This is a genomic window from Risungbinella massiliensis, from assembly GCF_000942395.1.
GTDB lineage: Bacteria > Bacillota > Bacilli > Thermoactinomycetales > Thermoactinomycetaceae > Risungbinella > Risungbinella massiliensis.
Genome location: NZ_LN812102.1, coordinates 1,418,689 through 1,436,007 on the forward strand (window position 1 = coordinate 1,418,689; position 17,319 = coordinate 1,436,007).

The 17,319-nt window shown below is 41.4% G+C and carries 15 protein-coding genes and 1 riboswitch; of the genes, 12 read left to right on the top strand and 3 right to left on the bottom strand.

Annotation, left to right across the window (positions count from 1 at the left end; translation table 11 throughout):
- Positions 1 to 91 precede the first annotated feature (91 nt).
- Genes VJ09_RS07370 through VJ09_RS07390 form a run of 5 tightly spaced genes read left to right on the top strand, consistent with a single transcriptional unit; the run spans position 92 to position 5,805 of the window.
- A complete protein-coding gene (locus tag VJ09_RS07370; RefSeq protein ID WP_052807274.1) occupies positions 92 to 1,504 on the top strand; it encodes a YheC/YheD family endospore coat-associated protein in 1,413 nt (470 codons plus the stop codon).
- Positions 1,501 to 2,637, top strand: coding sequence for a YheC/YheD family endospore coat-associated protein (locus tag VJ09_RS07375; RefSeq protein WP_052807275.1), 1,137 nt, complete (start codon positions 1,501 to 1,503; stop codon positions 2,635 to 2,637). Before VJ09_RS07370 ends, VJ09_RS07375 begins: the two co-directional genes overlap by 4 nt.
- Positions 2,634 to 3,989: a YheC/YheD family endospore coat-associated protein gene (locus VJ09_RS07380; protein ID WP_052807276.1), complete on the top strand. Its 1,356-nt coding sequence runs from the start codon at positions 2,634 to 2,636 to the stop codon at positions 3,987 to 3,989. Before VJ09_RS07375 ends, VJ09_RS07380 begins: the two co-directional genes overlap by 4 nt.
- A gap of 14 nt (positions 3,990 to 4,003) precedes the next feature.
- Complete coding sequence (locus tag VJ09_RS07385) at positions 4,004 to 5,329, top strand: YheC/YheD family endospore coat-associated protein (protein ID WP_052807277.1); 1,326 nt, start codon at positions 4,004 to 4,006, stop codon at positions 5,327 to 5,329.
- On the top strand, positions 5,326 to 5,805 hold the full coding sequence (locus VJ09_RS07390; protein WP_044640908.1) for a GNAT family N-acetyltransferase: 480 nt from the start codon (positions 5,326 to 5,328) through the stop codon (positions 5,803 to 5,805). Before VJ09_RS07385 ends, VJ09_RS07390 begins: the two co-directional genes overlap by 4 nt.
- Before the next feature lie 59 nt (positions 5,806 to 5,864).
- Here the strand turns inward: VJ09_RS07390 and VJ09_RS18035 are convergent, their stop codons facing one another.
- The 3 genes from VJ09_RS18035 to VJ09_RS07400 all read right to left on the bottom strand — a co-directional run bounded on the left by VJ09_RS18035 (position 5,865) and on the right by VJ09_RS07400 (position 8,714).
- Positions 5,865 to 6,503 (bottom strand): C40 family peptidase, encoded by a 639-nt coding sequence (locus VJ09_RS18035; RefSeq protein WP_082050448.1) that lies wholly within the window; start codon positions 6,501 to 6,503, stop codon positions 5,865 to 5,867.
- A gap of 457 nt (positions 6,504 to 6,960) precedes the next feature.
- Positions 6,961 to 7,128 carry a glycine zipper domain-containing protein gene (locus VJ09_RS18040; protein ID WP_082050449.1) on the bottom strand — a complete coding sequence of 56 codons (168 nt, stop codon included), beginning with the start codon at positions 7,126 to 7,128 and terminating at the stop codon, positions 6,961 to 6,963.
- Between the two features lie 194 nt (positions 7,129 to 7,322).
- Positions 7,323 to 8,714 carry a SpoVR family protein gene (locus tag VJ09_RS07400; RefSeq protein WP_044640909.1) on the bottom strand — a complete coding sequence of 464 codons (1,392 nt, stop codon included), beginning with the start codon at positions 8,712 to 8,714 and terminating at the stop codon, positions 7,323 to 7,325.
- A 379-nt stretch (positions 8,715 to 9,093) separates the two neighbouring features.
- Positions 9,094 to 9,260: riboswitch (M-box (ykoK) riboswitch) on the top strand.
- An 83-nt stretch (positions 9,261 to 9,343) separates the two neighbouring features.
- Here VJ09_RS07400 and mgtE point away from each other — a divergent pair.
- The 7 genes from mgtE to VJ09_RS07435 all read left to right on the top strand — a co-directional run bounded on the left by mgtE (position 9,344) and on the right by VJ09_RS07435 (position 17,314).
- The gene (gene mgtE / locus VJ09_RS07405; RefSeq protein WP_147635484.1) at positions 9,344 to 10,687 is read left to right on the top strand and encodes a magnesium transporter; all 1,344 of its coding nucleotides are present in this window, start codon (positions 9,344 to 9,346) and stop codon (positions 10,685 to 10,687) included.
- 461 nt (positions 10,688 to 11,148) lie between these two features.
- Positions 11,149 to 12,321 carry a branched-chain amino acid ABC transporter substrate-binding protein gene (locus VJ09_RS07410; protein WP_044640911.1) on the top strand — a complete coding sequence of 391 codons (1,173 nt, stop codon included), beginning with the start codon at positions 11,149 to 11,151 and terminating at the stop codon, positions 12,319 to 12,321.
- Between the two features lie 211 nt (positions 12,322 to 12,532).
- Positions 12,533 to 13,495, top strand: a complete 963-nt coding sequence (locus VJ09_RS07415) for a branched-chain amino acid ABC transporter permease (RefSeq protein WP_044640912.1) — start codon at positions 12,533 to 12,535, stop codon at positions 13,493 to 13,495.
- Positions 13,496 to 13,504: 9 nt separating this feature from the next.
- Positions 13,505 to 14,767, top strand: a complete 1,263-nt coding sequence (locus tag VJ09_RS07420) for a branched-chain amino acid ABC transporter permease (RefSeq protein WP_044641684.1) — start codon at positions 13,505 to 13,507, stop codon at positions 14,765 to 14,767.
- A gap of 13 nt (positions 14,768 to 14,780) precedes the next feature.
- On the top strand, positions 14,781 to 15,551 hold the full coding sequence (locus VJ09_RS07425) for an ABC transporter ATP-binding protein (RefSeq protein ID WP_044640913.1): 771 nt from the start codon (positions 14,781 to 14,783) through the stop codon (positions 15,549 to 15,551).
- Position 15,552: 1 nt separating this feature from the next.
- Positions 15,553 to 16,257, top strand: a complete 705-nt coding sequence (locus tag VJ09_RS07430) for an ABC transporter ATP-binding protein (RefSeq protein ID WP_044640914.1) — start codon at positions 15,553 to 15,555, stop codon at positions 16,255 to 16,257.
- A 127-nt stretch (positions 16,258 to 16,384) separates the two neighbouring features.
- Positions 16,385 to 17,314: a hypothetical protein gene (locus VJ09_RS07435; RefSeq protein WP_044640915.1), complete on the top strand. Its 930-nt coding sequence runs from the start codon at positions 16,385 to 16,387 to the stop codon at positions 17,312 to 17,314.
- Positions 17,315 to 17,319 lie beyond the last annotated feature (5 nt).

Below are 17,319 nucleotides of genomic sequence, written 5' to 3' on the forward strand. Positions count from 1 at the left end.
CCACAAAAAGAAGTGCAAGCCTCTTTTTTTCACCCTCCCCTACTTGCCCACATAAAGTAAAGAAGAATGATATGGCGGAAGGGGATGGATCATGGGGATTGCAAAGATACAAATAAAAATTCTACCGGATCACGTTTTTCCCCGAGATGTAAATGTACTCATGAGCCGTCCGCTGGTTCAGATGTTAGGTCTAGTAAATGCCCCATTCTGGATCACATTTGGATCTGCTGCCGAAACTGGTTATTTTGCTGTAACTTCAGATCGATCCATGGTTTTGCGTGTTCGGGCTCAGTTGGCTACTCGCTTACATCTCCCTAATACCTTAAATTTACATGCTCAATATGACATAAATAGCCGACATCTTCAACTTGGCCCCATGTTGGGAATTATGATCGACCCTACTCCCCTTCACGACCAACCTACCTTTGGAAACACGGGGAAATTTCTAGAAGAGTGTTGCCAGGCTGGAATGCAACAAGGTATTTATCTGATCATTTTCCCACCTGAAAAAGTCTCTCTGGAGAAACAAACCATTCAAGGATGGACTTATATGAAAGGGAAGTGGCAACGAAACACCGTACCTTTTCCTAATGCTATCTATAATCGAATTCTGTCACGCAAACAAGAGCAGATAACTTCCGTTCAAACCATACTCCAGCGTCTCATGAGGAACCATCGCATCCCAATTTTTAATGAGAAATTCCTTAATAAGCAAGAAGTTTATGATGTTTTATCTACCGATGAGATAATGAAAAGCATGTTACCAGAAACTCACCACTTCCAAACATCCAAACTAAAAGAGATGGTTCAAAAATACAGTACTCTCTTCCTAAAACCGACAAACGGATCGCTCGGAGGTGGAATTATCCGAGTTACGCGATCAGCACCTACTTGGATCGTTCAATCAACTACGAATACTGGTATCCTAACTCGTAAATTCTCGAAATTTGTAGAGCTAAAGCGAGCCTTGGTCGGTCGGATTGGAAAACAGAAATATCTTATTCAGCAAGGACTATCTCTTATACTGTTTCAAAAGCGACCTGTCGATTTTCGAGTATTAGTTCAGAAAAATCGACAAGGGCAGTGGTCCATTACCTCTTCAGTAGGTCGGATTGCCAATGATCAACAAATAGTATCCAATCTGGCACGTGGTGGGACAATTCGGAAAGCCAATGAACTACTAAGTGAATTAGAGATTCCATCCAAACCTTCTATACAACAAATTCGCAACGCAGCCCTTCTGATAGCCGAAACTTTTGAAAAGAAAGCAGCAGGGCATTTTGCTGAGTTGGGCATTGATCTAGGAGTAGATCATAATGGCAAGATCTGGCTTATTGAGATCAACTCTAAGCCCTCCAAGTCAGATGATTCGATCGTTGCCAATCCCAATATGATCACACGTCCATCGGTAAAGAAACTATTGGATTATACCTTATATTTATCGGGCGTTTCCCAAACCCGAGTCCCAAAAAAGAAAGTTTCGAAGAGGAGGCTACGACGGTGAATCGCCCGCAGAAATTACGTATCAATCGTACCCTTGGGGTAATTGTTTGTTTTTCAAAAGAGATGAATCGCATCCCTCCATTTGGAGAGTCTGCTTTCTTTCGGAAACTAGCGGAAGAAGCACGTCCATTACATTTTGATCTCATCATTTTTAACCCAAAATGGGTGGACTGGAAACAACGTTCTGTTCAAGCTTGGTTTCTAAATGCGAAAGGAAATTGGACATCTGGCACACGCAACCTACCCAATCTCATCTACGATCGTTGTTTTTACCAAAATCTAAAGCAATATAAAAGTTATAAGCCAGCTATTTTGAAACTCCGCAATGATCCTGATATTCGATTACTTGGACGTCCTTTAGGCGGCAAAATCCAAACATATGAGATCTTAAAGCAAAACGAGATAATCGCTCCTCATCTTCCTGAAACTGTGTTATATCAATCACCAAAAGATGTATTTGCGATGCTGACAAAACATGAAACAGCACTAATCAAACCGAATGGTGGAAGTCATGGCATTGGAGTAGTTGGAATTACTCCAAAAGAGAAAGGCTATATACTTCGTGGACGAACGGAAGCCAACAAACCCTTCCATCAAGAATTGACCAGTGCTACTCAGTTGGCAAAGTGGTTAGAGAAGTTTGTTGGTCAGACTCGATATATTGTGCAACCGTTCCTTTCTCTTTCCACTACAGAAGGTATTCCTTTTGATCTTCGGATCCTACTACAAAAAAATGAGCGGAGATTATGGGAACAAACTGGATTAGCGATTCGCCGAGGAAAATCAACATCCATCACCTCAAATTTACATGGCGGAGGGGATGCCGAAAAAGTAGGTCCGTTCATAGAAAAACATTTTCCACCGTTTCAAGTAGACCAAATTTGGCATCAGATTGATCTCCTCTCTTTCCATGTCCCTATGTATATCGAAGAAAATCATGGTTCACTCGTAGAATTAGGATTGGATTTAGGAATTGATCAGAGCGGCAAGGTCTGGATTCTAGAGCTAAACTCCAAGCCAGGACGTTCTGTCTTTTTACGCACCGGAGAGACGGAGATTCGCAAACGAGCCATTCAGTTACCTATACTCTATGCTAACTCGTTACTTACAGGACAGTTAGGAGGGAAAACATGAATTCGATCCTCTGCCATACCAAAATATCATCCAAGATCCCTGCACTCTCTGTCGGAGTGAGCGATAATTTAATGCTACTATGGGGGATTCGACCTGGACAGAATCTCTCTTTGCAGTTGGGACAAAAAAAAGTGCAGGCGAAAGTCATACGATATCGATCTAATACGGACACCATACTCCTGACTCCCACACTCTCTCGTCAGCTATCGTTTCCTTTCCATTCCAGCATACGAGTCTCATACACAGGACGAAGCCTACGATTTGGCCCTGTAGTGGGAATCTTCACAACAGGCGCTAGCATGAATTCCTCCAGTCCGTTTGGCTCGAGAACTTCTCTCTTCCGTAGTTTTTTGGTGGCAGGTGCACAAGATAATCCCATTTACTATGTATTTACCAAAGAAGATATCGATTGGAAAAATAAAACAGTACACGGTTGGTTTTATCAGACAATTGGTTGGAAAAAGTCTCAAGCGCCTTTACCTGATGTCATCTTCGATCGCATTCCCAATCGTAAGGTAGAGAAGACTGGCTCCATACAAGCTACCATGCAGAGATTAAAGAGTTTGAACATCCCTATCTTTAATCAGGGATTCTTTGACAAAGGGACAGTTCATCGCTGGTTAACCAGTAATCCCGAAACAGATCAATACGTTCCTGAATCAATCCTTTCTCCTACTATTAGAAGCCTGTCTCGACTATTAGATCACCATAAGATCATTTACCTAAAACCAGTTAGTGGGAGTCTAGGACTTGGCATTTATCGTGTGACAAAGCATCCAAAAGATGGATACTATATTCGTTATTTCCAAGGGAATCGGGCTGTTCTCCAACGTTTTGCTACCTTGGACAAATTGATAGCACAGTATTTTACACAAGGGCGATTACAACGTTATATGGCACAACAAGCAATCCATTTAGTTCGTGATCAGAACAAACCAGTCGATTTTCGGGTTCACTTACACAAAGACGAAACAGATAAATGGAAAGTGATTACCATCGCTGCGAAAAAAGCAGGAGAAGGTTGTGTCACAACACATGTTCGAACAGGAGGAGAACTTCTGTCCACAGAGGACTTCCTTCAAAAGATATATCCTGACCGAGTTTCCGCAATTAAGAGGCAGATTTCGCTTGCTTCCATCACGATCGCACAAACGGTAGAAGCAAATTATGAGGGTGTTATAGGGGAGTTAGGGTTAGATATCGGTATTGATAAAAATGGGCACATCTGGGTTTTTGAATGCAACTCCAAACCGGGACGCCATATCTTCCATCATCCAACCCAAAAAGCAGCAGGCCGAGAATCAGCCCGTCACATTGCCATCTATAGCCGGAAACTATCTAATTTTGTGTAGGAAGAAGGTGCAACATGAGTATCTTAACAGAAGGCTGGTTGGAATATGGAAAGAATGGCTCACCTTGTTTATTTGTCCCACAAGATCAGTTTCGGAGTCTCTCTTTCCCTGAGACTCTCTCCGTTTTAATTGGATCGCGTTATTCAACAGAACTCCAAATCCAAGAACAACATCATCAGGTTAATCTCCAACGATCCTTACCAGCTAGAATTTACCGTACTGATCAAGGAGAGTTGCGAGTTGGCCCATTTATCGCCATTTTGACAGGTGATGGGAATGAACCATTTTCCGGAAATCACCAAAATTTCAAGGATATCATTGAAACCGGTCGGAAAATGGGAGTTACGGTCTTTGTGTTAACACCTAGCGGAATCCAAGAAGGAAAAAAAGTAGTCAAAGGCTATCTACTTCAGCAAACGAGAAATCGGTACCGCTGGAAAGCTGCCATTCTCCCTTTTCCAAACGTTGTCTACAATCGGATCCCCAGTCGAGATACAGAGCGTACTGCACCTGTACAAAGAGCCTTACGAATTCTTGAAGAAAAAAAGGTACCCTTATTTAATCCTAGTTACTTCGATAAATGGACCCTCACTCGTTATCTAGAACAAAGCACCCAATTAGCAACTTTTCTCCCCTTCACCCAAAAATGGTCCCTAGATTTAAACCTATTGGAAGCATTTCAAAAGCATCCTATCCTTCTCATGAAACCGGTGAATGGGAAGGCGGGGATTAATATGATTCGCATAGAGAAAAAAGAACATGGTTTCTATTTTATCCATCAGACCATGCGAGCGAAGAAAAGAACCTACCTTTCCAACTTGGTAGCGGTAAAGCAATTGATACATCAAATCGTTGGCAATCGTCCTTATCTAGTTCAACAATGTATTCCACTGGCAACATACCAAAATTCTCCCTTTGATGTACGAATGCTTTTCCAAAAAGATTCCAAAGGTGAATGGGGACTCTCAGGTGCTGGGGTTCGAGTCGCAGGAAAAGATGCCATCTCCACTCATGTGCCAATGGGCGGACGAATTGAACCGATCAACAAAGTACTAGATTCATCTTTTGGCAAGAAAAAAGCAACTGCACTACTACAAAAACTGGAGCGAGTTGGAATCAAGATCGCCAAACATATTGAACAAAGTGTTGGAAAAGATCATGGGGAGATGTCGATGGATTTCGGAGTGGATCAAGAGGCAAAAATCTGGTTTTTTGAGGCCAACGCCAAACCAATGAAGTTCGATGAACCTGAAATACGAGCAACATCTTTACACCGATTAATTCAGTATAGCTTGTATTTGAGTGGTTTCTCGGGGAAAGTAGAGGTAGCGAGCCAATGAAAATTCGAAATCTTACCCCAACAGATCTTACTCGTTTCCGAAAGTCTCTCATTCAATTTGTGACAAAGCATGGAGATCAACGAATCACAGCAAAAGCACTTCGTTGGCTTGCTCAACTCCCTGCAGAAGAATTTGCTCCAGGAACATTGCTTACTGTGATGATATATGAAAACAAATTAGCTGGATTCATCGCTTTTGCAGATTACGGTCAGACTGAATCTTTTATCGTGGTACACCCCACAGTTCGCGAACGGAACGTAGGTGAACATTTAGTGCGGCACTCAATGACCGAATTAGGCCGTGTTTATACACGAGTCTCAATCGACAACATTCCCAGTCTCAAACTTTGCTTCCGTTGTGGCCTACAAGCTTTTCGTCTCATCAAAGGTCCCACTGGCAAACCTACCTTCTGGTTAGGAGGCGGGGACTGGAAAGAAGAAGAGATTCCACAAGAAGAAGAATTCCTACAAATATAAAGAATAAAGCGCGAAGCAGGTCATGAATCACCTCTTCGCGCTTCTTTATTGATTTACTATTATTTGGTTACACGTTTAGACGTAACATAGCTACTTACAAGCCATTTTTCATTGATATCGCTATACTTCACGCCGCCTTTACCATAGGTGTGAAGGACTTTGCCGTTTCCAGCATAGATTCCAACATGGCCAATTTTAGGAGCCGTACTGCTACGAGTAAAGAACATCAGATCCCCTTTTTGGAGATTTGCTTTACTGACCGTAGTACCTACTGTAGATTGCTGACGAGAAGAACGTGGTAAGGAAATACCGTTTTCTTTAAAGACACGCTGAACAAAAGAAGAGCAGTCAAATACAGCAGTAGTGCTAGAGCTAGCTCCAAATTTGTATGGTGTACCAAGGTATTTTTCACCTGAAGCGATCAATTTATCACCTAGTGCGGTGTTTTGATTGGTACTAGTAGAAGGTTTGCTTGTACTGCTATTGCTACCCTCTTGCGAACCTGTTGAAGGCTTAGAAGGTTGTGAAGGCTGGGATGGTTGAGAAGGTTTCGAAGTAGTGGAACGTTCCAAACCTACTTGCTTAAAAATTTGGTCAACAGTAATTGCATAACTGTTAGCCGCTGGTAATGTTATCGACAAGCCGACTGCAGCAGCCAGCGTAAAAGTAATAGTTTTGGCAGTTTTGCGAGTGAGCATCGAATCCTCCTTACACAATATTTATTTTGGTTATGCTCAGATGCCCTTCCGAACTGCCCCCATACTAACACAGCATTTTCTCTATTAGAAAATGTAAAAATTGGTATAGATAATTATTTATGTAAAATAATTACATGATTGATAGAGTAGCATTGGTCTGATTTCCTCTTTATTCTCTTATTCTACTTAGTAGATTGCTATTTCCATTTTCATTTTTACGACCTGTGTTCATCTCAATTTAAACAAGGAGTTTCCTAATTTGCATCCTCTCTCGTACACAATAAAAGAACCTACTATTTTTAATCAAAATCAGATGAATCAGGAAAATATTTTTCTCTACTTGTTCTTCGAATAAGAAGTACAAAATGTATTTACTGATAAATATTGGATTTGATAAGTACGAAAAGCAAAAAGATCACCCATATTAGGTGATCTCTTGTTTCAAATGTATGTTAGGTTACTTCTTTTTTCCGTCTATTCCTGCTCCTATTCCTGCACCGATCGCTATACCAATCCCTAATCCTAAAGCAAGATTATCCATAAGCAAACCAAATGATACCCCAAATGCAACGCCTAACGATATTCCATATGTAAAACCTATCTTTGATTTTTTATCTTGACTCATACTATTCACTCCTTATATTTCATAGAAACCATCATTTGTGATTAGTACCTAATCAAAATCGAAGTACTCCGTTTAATCGATTCGCTATCCTTATCCTTATTATATAATAATTCATATATTTTCTAATAAAAGATTATTATATAAGAATAATAAAGAAGCTCCTTAGAATCTGGTTCTAGGAGCTTTTTCTTCCTTTACAAATAACGACGAATCACTTTCTTCCCATTGTAACTAAACAAGACTGGTTTCTTCTCAACAATCGTCTCTAGATGGACAGCTTTCCCCCATAAAGCATGGACATGTGGAATGGTTCGTTCCAGATATTTGAGATCCAATTCTAGATCTTCGAATTGGTGCACTAGGTAAAGCTCCCCGTTTTGCATATAGTCCCCGTCTTTTACCATAATGATCGGATGCCCACCGTTGATTCTACTTTTCACCAGTTCATCTCGTACCCGTTCCCATCCTTTGTCCGTGATCTTCCATTCGTTCCCCTTCTTCTCATAAACATAGAGATCTAAATCCTCCACAAGTTGCTCCGTTAGATAATTCCGTAAAAAGGAGATATCAGAGTCGAGTTCACGCACTTCAAATATTTTGGCACGACCTTGACCTAGTTTTCTGCCTAATAACCTTTGCTCTTCTTTTGTTGGATGATCAAAACGGCGTTCTAAATCTTCAAACACCTTTAGCCCCACATAATAGGGGTTAATGGAGGTAGGTGATGGCTGGATGACGGATGCATTTAACTTGGCAAATTCAATCGTTTCTTCCTCATTCAGATTTAACTCTCTCATAATCCGAATGTGCCAATACGATGCCCATCCTTCATTCATGATTTTCGTCTCCAATTGCGGCCAGAAATAAAGCATCTCCTTATGCAGGATCGTCAAGATATCTTGGTGCCACTCTTCTAAAACACGACTATTTTTCATCAAAAAGAGCAATAGGTCTTTCTCTAGTTGTTTAGGAGTTTGGGATGGTCTTGTTGCGGGAGGAAGAGGTTGTTTTCCATCTAGTTTCCACAAATCATCATAAGGGGTTTTGAGGTTCGTTGTGTTGCCTGTAGTATGAGTTGGGGTAATTTGGATGAGACTAGGATCGATATGTTCTTGGATTGCCAAAACATGATCCAAAAATTTCTCTACTTGTTCTTTTCCGTATTTCTGTTCGTATTCACGGATCCGATCTGCACTGGTAGCCATACTCTCCACCATATCACGTGATGTTTGAGAAAAGCGGATATTGTTCTTGAAAAAGTCACTGTGTGCCAAGACATGCGCAACAATTAACTTGTTTTGAACCAGCGAGTTCCCTTTTAGTAGAAAGGCGTAGCAAGGATTAGAGTTGATCACCAACTCGTAGATCTTGCTCAGGTTCAAGTCATATTGCATCTTCATACGAGAAAATGCTTTGCCGAAACTCCAATGGGAGAAACGGGTTGGCATACCATACGCACCAAATGTATAAATAATGTCTGCGGGACAGATCTCATAACGCATCGGGAAAAAGTCCAAGCCAAAATGCTCTGCGATCTCCGTGATCTCCGCAATCGCTTTCTCTAGGTCTTTCCATTCGTTTCTCATGCATATCCCCCTTTGCTTTTTAGCAGATATAAAAGTTGCATTGATCCTACTAAAGTCGTAGGCTCGCCGCCGGTTTGGTTGAAAACTATAGATGAGAAGTGAAGGTAGTTTTCAACAGATGGCACCGCTTTTGATCTACTCGGCTCCCTTCGCTCATAGTCTCATATCAAAAGGGGAAAACCTCTTTCTTAGAGGTAATTATGCAACATACTCTTCAAGTCAAAGCGGCTGCACCAAGATTCAAATTCTTATATATATTATAGCAAATATTTGACATCTGCATGAAGGAGGTGCCTATTTGAAATAAATAGAAGGAAAAGCAATTGACACCTCTGTTCGGCGTTCGTTATACTCGTTGGTGTTGCACAGAACAAAACATCACTGTCTCTATTAGGTGAGGTTCCTGTTCGGAGAGATGCTACTGCCCAGAAATGTCGAGAGACGCCAATGGGTCAACAGGAAAGATCGGAGGAAGGTTTTTCCTAACGTAGCTGGTCGTGATCGACCTATGCCGTTCAGTGCCAAAGCTCAATTAGGGGGACGGGTTTTTTCGCATGGTTGCGAAAGTACCAACTCCCTTTCCAAAAATGGGAGTTTTTTTGTATCGTAAGGAGGTGTAATTTATGGAAATGGTTTTTGCAAAAGAGCGTATTCAAAGTGCCCTCTCTGATAACCTGACAATCGAAGAGGTACAAGAGCTGGTCGATAACTTCCAGCCATACGACTTAGCCTTAGTCGTAAATGAACTGACTCGTACAGATAAACTTTATTTATTTCCCAAGATGCCAGTGGATCTAGCTGCGGAAACATTGGTCTATCTAGAACCTGAGGTACAATACGAAATTTTAGGTCATCTAGAAGAAGAGCAAGCCGCTCCTCTCCTCATCCAAATGTCATCTGATGAGATAACCGATATGTTACTCGCCATCCACCCTCATCAAGCACAACGGTTACTTCAGTTGCTCCCAGAAGATTACCGAAAAAAAATTAATCAACTGATGACTTATCCAGAATATACAGCCGGTAGTTTGATGACCATCGATTATATCTCAGCAAGGGCCTATTGGAACGCAGAACACACTTTACAGCATATCCGTAAAATTGGCAATAGTGCTGAGATCGTCACCTATATTTATGTGACCAATGTTCGAGGGGAATTAGTAGGGATCGCATCTCTCAAAGAGATCATTTTAGCTACACCCGAAACACGGTTACATGAGATTGCTACCACTGATATTATCTCGGTGCCCGCAGAGCTGGAGCAAGAACAGGTTGCCAATATTTTATCTCGTTATGATCTGGTCGCACTTCCCGTTGTGGATATACAACAACGCTTAGTGGGGATTATCACATATGACGATATCCTAGAAGTAATCGAAGAAGAGACTACCGAAGACTTCCAAAAGTTAGGTGGTAGCCAACCATTAGATGATGAATACTTCAAAACGAGTAATTGGCAGCTTTTTACCAAACGAATCGTTTGGCTTTTAGTTCTATTTATTGGCGGTTCCTATACGGCTAGCGTACTCGAAGCATACCAAGATCAGATAGACAAAGTAGTAGTACTCTCGTTCTTTATCCCACTATTGATTGGGACTGGAGGAAATACCGGTTCCCAAATCGTTACCACCCTAGTTCGGGCATTAGGCGTAGGAGAAGTCCAGTTCTCTGACATCTTCCGCGTCCTAAAAAAAGAGCTGATGACTGGTCTTTTGCTCGGAGTATCTTTAGGCGGTATCGCCTTTATCCGTGCCATCTTTATGGATGTAGATCCTACGATTGGTTACGTAGTAGCCTTGTCTGCTCTTTCCATTGTAATCTGGGCTTCCATCGTCTCTGCTGTATTGCCGATCGTGTTAAACCGCTTGCGGGTCGACCCTGCTGTAGTCTCTGGTCCACTAATTACGACATTGGTAGATGGGACTGGTTTAATCATCTACTTCTCCATCGCACAAATCTTACTACAAATCTAACCCTATCATGAAAGGGAGGGAACTCCGTTCGATACTTGGCAGAGGAATAAGCTACGACAAAATTGGTTGCGAAGTCTCCTATTATAAAAAGCGATGGCTGGGAAAAATGATTCCAACCATCGCTTTTATATTATCTTCAACTTTTTATAAAAATTACGCAAACCAAAATATCCGCCTTATCTTTTACTACATGAGCAAAGATTAGGATACTCTTATGCACTTTCTAATTCTCTTTATTTTTCCAATATTAAAAATAGATTTATTTTTAATCCTCATTTATTTAAAGCAGGAATTATAGAAAGTTAGTTGTATTATATATTTTAAATAGTACGACTCTTATTCAATCCTAACATCAGTTAACCGATTTTTCTAACTATTCAATATACCATTTCTGTTTGGGATTGGAATCTAAATGTACTATTAAGCATTATTTTCAGACTATTCTATAAGGGGGAGTTCTATTGAAAAGAAAGCTATTGGTCTATTCCCTGATTGTAGCATTACTTAGCTTTGTTGCTATCGGTTGTAATAATCAAGCGGCAAGCAATAATGTGATCAAAATCGCCACACACACTGCACTCTCTGGTGGAAATGCAACCTTGGGAGAGGCAATTAAGCTAGGTGCGCAATTGGCTTTGGAAGAGCATCAAGCAGAGTTTGAGAAACTTGGTTTCAAATTGGAATTGGTCCCGTTTGATGATCAAGCAGATCCCAAAAAAGGGGTTGCCAATGCACAACAGTTAGCTGCTGATCAAAATATCTTTGGAATTGTAGGGCATTTGAATTCTGGGGTAACACAAGCAACTGCTCCTACCTACGAAAAGAACAAAATTGTTCTTGTCTCTCCTGCTAATACAGCTGTTACTCTTACTGAAAGTGGTTGGAAAACGGTTCACCGCATTGTAGCGCGCGATGATTTCCAAGGTCCCGCGGCAGCTCAATATGCAGTGAACACGTTAAATGCAAAAAACATCTTTATTATCCAAGACAAGACCGCTTATGGTCAAGGCTTGGCTGAAAACTTTAAAAAAGAAGCCGAAAAGTTAGGTGTAACTATCTCTGGTTATGAAGGAATAACAATTGGTGAAAAGGATTTCAATGGTGTTCTAAACCAAGTCCTCAATAAAAAACCAGATTTGATCTACTTTGGTGGTCTATATTCAGAAGGTGGGATCTTGACCAAACAAGCTCGGGAAAAGGGTATCAATGTACCTATTCTCGGCGGAGATGGGTTAGATTCTTCTGACATGATCAAGATCGCAGGAACAAACACTCGACACACATATTACACCACTGTGGCTGCTGATGCTAGCAAAACGCCAGAAGGGCAAAAATTTGTCGAAAAGTACAAACAAAAATTCAACAAAAGCCCAGAGTCCTATTCGTTCTATGGCTATGACTCCATGCAAGTAATCCTGAAAGGGCTCAAAGATGCTGTAGATCAAAATGGAGGCAAAAAGCCTACTCGAGAGCAAGTTCTCAATGCAGTACACAACGTCCAAGACTTCCAAGGGGTTGCAACTCGTGTAGGTTTCGATGAAAAAGGAGATAACAAGTTCGCTAAAGTCTTCATCTTCAAATTTGAAAATCAGAAATATCCAGGTACCGAAGTTTCGGTCATTGAGAAAAAGTAGCGCTTTTATGTTAGGTGTGGGCAACTACTGCCTACACCTTTTTTCAAAAATTAGAAGCTAATTCATTCATTTTGAAGCTAATATTACTCTGAAAATCCTGATCGGACAACTAAGTTACAATGACAAAGTCACTCCCTAGATCAAATTTTACGTGCGATTTTGTTTTTTGACACAACTTCTATTACCTAAACCAAAAGGGAGGCAGCCCCGTATGGATCAAATACTCTCTACCCTGCCGCAAGTATTCGTAGACGGTCTCACACTCGGTGCGATATATGCGGTTGTAGCATTGGGTTATACCATGGTGTATGGCATTTTGGAACTGATTAACTTTGCCCACGGGGAGATCTTCATGGTTGGTGCCTTCACTGGTACTGCTATCCTTTTTGCTATGGATGGCTTTGGACTTTACACCTTACTACCATTTTGGCTCTCCTTTATTGTGGTGTTTTTCTTATCCTCTTTGGTCACAGGTTTGTTGGGAGTAGGCATTGAACGAGTCGCTTATCGTCCATTGCGAAAATCCCCTAAATTGATCACCCTGATATCAGCGATCGGGATCTCGTTCATTCTTCAAGACTTGGTCCGATTTATCGCAGAATATAATACCGGAAATTATATCGTAACAGGACTTACCCCGTTCAAAGAGCAGATTAAGATTCCCTTTCTAAATGCTAATATTACGACCAATGCGGTTATCGTTCTGGTGGTTACCGTGTTGATCCTCATCACAATAGAGCTTTTTATCAAAAAAACTCGTTGGGGAATTGCCATGAGAGCAGTAGCCCAAGACCGGGAAACCGCCTCTCTCATGTCTGTTGATGTAAACAAAATAATTGGAATTACGTTTTTTATTGGTTCAGCAATCGGTGGTGCAACTGGATTTCTCTTTGCACAACAATATTCCACGATCGATCCCTATATTGGATTTATCTTAGGGCTTAAGGCATTTACCGCTGCCGTACTAGGTGGGATCGGTAATATACGAGGAGCTGTCTTTGGTGGACTATTAATTGGATTAGTAGAGATGTTTGCCGCAGCCAATCTCGCTGTCCTCACCAATAATACGATGGGTGCAGAATATAAAGATGTTTTTGCTTTCCTTATCTTAATCTTGGTACTTGTCTTCAAACCAGAAGGGCTCTTCGGTCAGCCTGTGAAGGAGAAAGTGTAGGTGAAGCAAATGGAGAATCAGAAAACCAAATTTTATGAAAGCAAGTTAGGCCAAGCGATCCTCTTATTTCTCTTTATTCTTGCCACTTCTACCAGTGTCTTCTTGTTAGAAAAGACCGTCATTGGATTTCTACTCTTATTTGGCTCCCTCTTAGCACTCTATTTCCTACAGTTCCCTACTTGGGGAAAATGGGTTATCTGCATCTTATTACTCGCAGGTGTCATCCCATTTGTCACCTATTTCAGTCCTTCGCAACAAGCTTATATGGAAGTAGCCGTACAAGCAGGTATTTATGTGGCAATGGCCCTCGGTCTCAACATTGTGGTGGGATTTGCAGGACTACTTGATCTTGGGTTTGTCGCTTTCTTCGCCATTGGAGCATACACTTATGGGATCTTTGTTTCGCCCCAAGCCAAAGAGTTATTCCCTGACTTTAGCCTCTTTCCTCTAGGAGGTGAGTGGTTCTGGGCATTTATTGTCATAGGAGCATTAGTAGCAGCACTATTTGGTGTTTTACTAGGAGTACCGGTACTTCGGGTAAAAGGTGATTATCTCGCCATCGTAACACTCGGTTTTGGGGAAATTATTCGCCTCGTCTTTAATAACCTAGATAAACCAATCAATGTTACGAACGGAGCACTTGGAATTAATAGTATTGAACAACCCACGCTAGCTGGATATACGTTTAGCTTCTCCAGTGAAATTTACTTTATTGTCCTAGTAATCCTACTTGCAGTATTTATTGTCGTACAAAATTTGGAGCATTCCAAAATGGGGCGTGCTTGGAAAGCGATTCGCGATGATGAGATTGCCGCTCAAGCAATGGGCGTTCCGCTAGTACGTACCAAACTGTGGGCCTTTGCCATTGGAGCATCTTTCTCTGGAATGATGGGCGTACTCTTTGCTGCCAAAAATCAATATGTAAGTCCTGAGAGCTTTGGTCTTTTAGAATCAATCACGATTTTGGTGATGGTCATCTTAGGCGGAATGGGGAGTATTCCTGGCGTTATTTTAGGTGCTTTTGTCATTACCGCCCTCAATCTTCAAATACTGAACGAAGTAACCATGTTTCTAAAATCAACTTTCCCTAACTTACCGACAGCTCTTGATCCAGCCAAAATGCAACGTTTCCTCTTTGGAATCGTCCTCGTCTGTATCGCAGTCTTCCGACCACAAGGCTTGATCCCAGCCAAAAATCGTGCAGTCGATGCTCAGAAATTGAAACAAACAGATATCAATACCACCACACAACAGGAAACTATGTCAACCTAAAGGGGGACTCATGATGGCGATTTTAGAGACGAAACAGCTAACCAAGCGCTTTGGTGGACTAACAGCAGTAAGTCAGGTAGATCTATCTGTACGAGAAAAATCGATTACTACCGTAATTGGACCAAATGGAGCAGGAAAGACAACCTTCTTTAATATGATTACGGGAATCTATGAACCTGATGAAGGTACCATTCACTTTAATGGACAATCGCTCATTGGAAAAAAACCAAATGAAGTAGCCGCAAGAGGCATCGCACGTACATTCCAAAATATCCGTCTGTTTAAGGAAATGACGGTACTCGAAAATGTTCTTGTTGGGATGCACTCCCATCTCCAAACTCATTTTTTAGGGATGTTCTTTTCCTTACCGGGGACCAAGAAAAAAGAGTTAGCTGCTCAAAAAGAGGCCTACGCTCTATTGCGCTATGTGGGGTTAGAAGAATTCCTCAATGATACCGCCAAAAACCTCCCTTACGGTGCACAAAGACGATTAGAAATCGCTCGTGCACTAGCACTTAAACCCAATATTTTATTATTAGATGAGCCAGCAGCAGGAATGAATCCACGAGAAACCCGAGAACTGACTCAGTTGATCAAGCAAATACGCGATGAACTTCACATTACAATGATCTTGATCGAACATGATATGAAACTTGTGATGGAGATATCCGAAGATATTATCGTATTGGATCACGGAGAAAAGATCGCCGCAGGAACTCCCGATGAGATTCGAAACCATCCAAAAGTAATCGAAGCATATCTTGGGAAAGGAGCTGTTTCGTAAGATGAGTCTATTGGAGCTACAGCAAGTAAATGCTTACTATGACCAAATCCGTGCTTTACATGATTTGACGTTGGATGTTCAAGAAAGAGAAATCGTAACCTTGATTGGCTCCAATGGTGCAGGAAAATCTACTACTCTGAAAGCAATCTGTGGACAGGTAAAGACGACGGGAAAAGTCCTTTTTGCCGATCGAGAAATAACACCACTTGCCACCCATCAAGTAGCTCAACTTGGGATTTCCCATGTACCAGAAGGTCGCCGAATCTTCCCAAAACTAACCGTCAAAGAAAACTTAGAGATGGGAGCTTTTTCTGTTCGTGATAAGAAGGTTGTTCAAGAACGTATAGAGCGTGTCTTTGACTATTTCCCACGGATCAAGGAACGACTTCACCAGCAAGGTGGAACGATGAGTGGTGGGGAACAGCAAATGCTGGCAATCGGGCGGGCCCTCATGAGCGGGCCCAAACTCCTTTTGCTAGATGAACCATCCATGGGACTGGCGCCTGTCATTGTGGAGCAAATTTTTGAGATTATCCAAGAACTAAACAAAGAAGGGATGACCATCTTGCTGGTGGAACAAAACGCCTATCAAGCCCTTCAAATCGCCCATCGTGGCTATGTCATCCAGACAGGCAAGATTACACTTGGGGACACAGCAACTAACCTTCTAGGTAATGAACAGGTCAAAGAAGCATATCTCGCTTGAAAAAACACGATCCCTCCAATCACAAGGAGGATCGTGTTTTTCTTTTATTTGCCAATTTATTTGCTGCACCATAAAACAAGAGACAGTATAATTTCATTAATGATACTAGAAAGGGCGATACATATAGTTGGCTGAAATACTGAAAAATATTATTCGTGGTATTGTCTTTATTGTCTACTTTCCTTTTTTCGCACTTTACCGAACGATTCTCTTTGTATGGGAGTATGTCCTAGTTATCCCATGTATGTGGCTGTGGAGCAGTGTTCTGAAACCCACTTTTCGCTTCCTGTACCGCTATATACTATTCATACCATCCAAGTGGATTTGGCAGTATCTTCTCCGACCGACTGGTGTCTTTCTCTACCAATACCTGCTACGACCGATTGGGATTGCTTTCGCTTGGCTTGGTAAATGGATCTGGCTAGGACTAGTTACTCTATGGAATTGGATTGCCTTTGGGGTTACCTTTGTGTTTCGCTACCTTGGTCTGGGACTTTACTATCTCCTTATCTTTCCGCTTCATTGGGTTTGGGAAAAAGGGCTGTTTCCTTCTCTACAGTTTATTTGGTTACAAGCCCTTGTTCCGTTAGCACTCGGAATCTGGTTCGTTGTTACTCATTTAGGAAAGTGGATCTGGCTAGGAATAAAGTATGTAGGAATGGGAATCTACTATCTCATCTACTATCTCCTTTTTGTTCCCATTCGCTATCTTTGGCTCTATCTAATCTACTATCCAATCACTTGGCTTTGGCAACAGGTGCTCATTCCCTTCGGAAAATGGTTCTACCGAGAAATTCTACTCATTGTCTTCCGTTGGTGTCGTATAGTTTGGAACTTGATTGCCATAGGGGTAACATGGATCGGAAAATATATCATCTATATACCATTGCGTTTTCTCTATCTTTACCTTCTACACTATCCTATTCGATGGTTCTGGCGAAATGTTCTGAGACCAATTGGTAATTTTATTCGAGTTTATTGCATTCAAAAACCAGCTAGTTGGTTGCGCAAAGAAGTGATCACACCGACAAAAGATTTTTTCCGTGGGATGTTTTAGGATAA

Bases quoted from the DNA above. Each gene is read 5' to 3' on its own strand.
- VJ09_RS07380 (WP_052807276.1), top strand. From the start codon at position 2,634: ATGAATTCGATCCTCTGCCATACCAAAATATCATCCAAGATCCCTGCA.
- VJ09_RS07425 (WP_044640913.1), top strand. From the start codon at position 14,781: ATGGCGATTTTAGAGACGAAACAGCTAACCAAGCGCTTTGGTGGACTA.
- VJ09_RS18035 (WP_082050448.1), bottom strand. From the start codon at position 6,503: ATGCTCACTCGCAAAACTGCCAAAACTATTACTTTTACGCTGGCTGCT.
- VJ09_RS07390 (WP_044640908.1), top strand. From the start codon at position 5,326: ATGAAAATTCGAAATCTTACCCCAACAGATCTTACTCGTTTCCGAAAG.
- mgtE (WP_147635484.1), top strand. From the start codon at position 9,344: ATGGTTTTTGCAAAAGAGCGTATTCAAAGTGCCCTCTCTGATAACCTG.
- VJ09_RS18040 (WP_082050449.1), bottom strand. From the start codon at position 7,128: ATGAGTCAAGATAAAAAATCAAAGATAGGTTTTACATATGGAATATCG.
- VJ09_RS07415 (WP_044640912.1), top strand. From the start codon at position 12,533: ATGGATCAAATACTCTCTACCCTGCCGCAAGTATTCGTAGACGGTCTC.
- VJ09_RS07420 (WP_044641684.1), top strand. From the start codon at position 13,505: ATGGAGAATCAGAAAACCAAATTTTATGAAAGCAAGTTAGGCCAAGCG.
- VJ09_RS07370 (WP_052807274.1), top strand. From the start codon at position 92: ATGGGGATTGCAAAGATACAAATAAAAATTCTACCGGATCACGTTTTT.
- VJ09_RS07385 (WP_052807277.1), top strand. From the start codon at position 4,004: ATGAGTATCTTAACAGAAGGCTGGTTGGAATATGGAAAGAATGGCTCA.
- VJ09_RS07430 (WP_044640914.1), top strand. From the start codon at position 15,553: ATGAGTCTATTGGAGCTACAGCAAGTAAATGCTTACTATGACCAAATC.
- VJ09_RS07400 (WP_044640909.1), bottom strand. From the start codon at position 8,714: ATGAGAAACGAATGGAAAGACCTAGAGAAAGCGATTGCGGAGATCACG.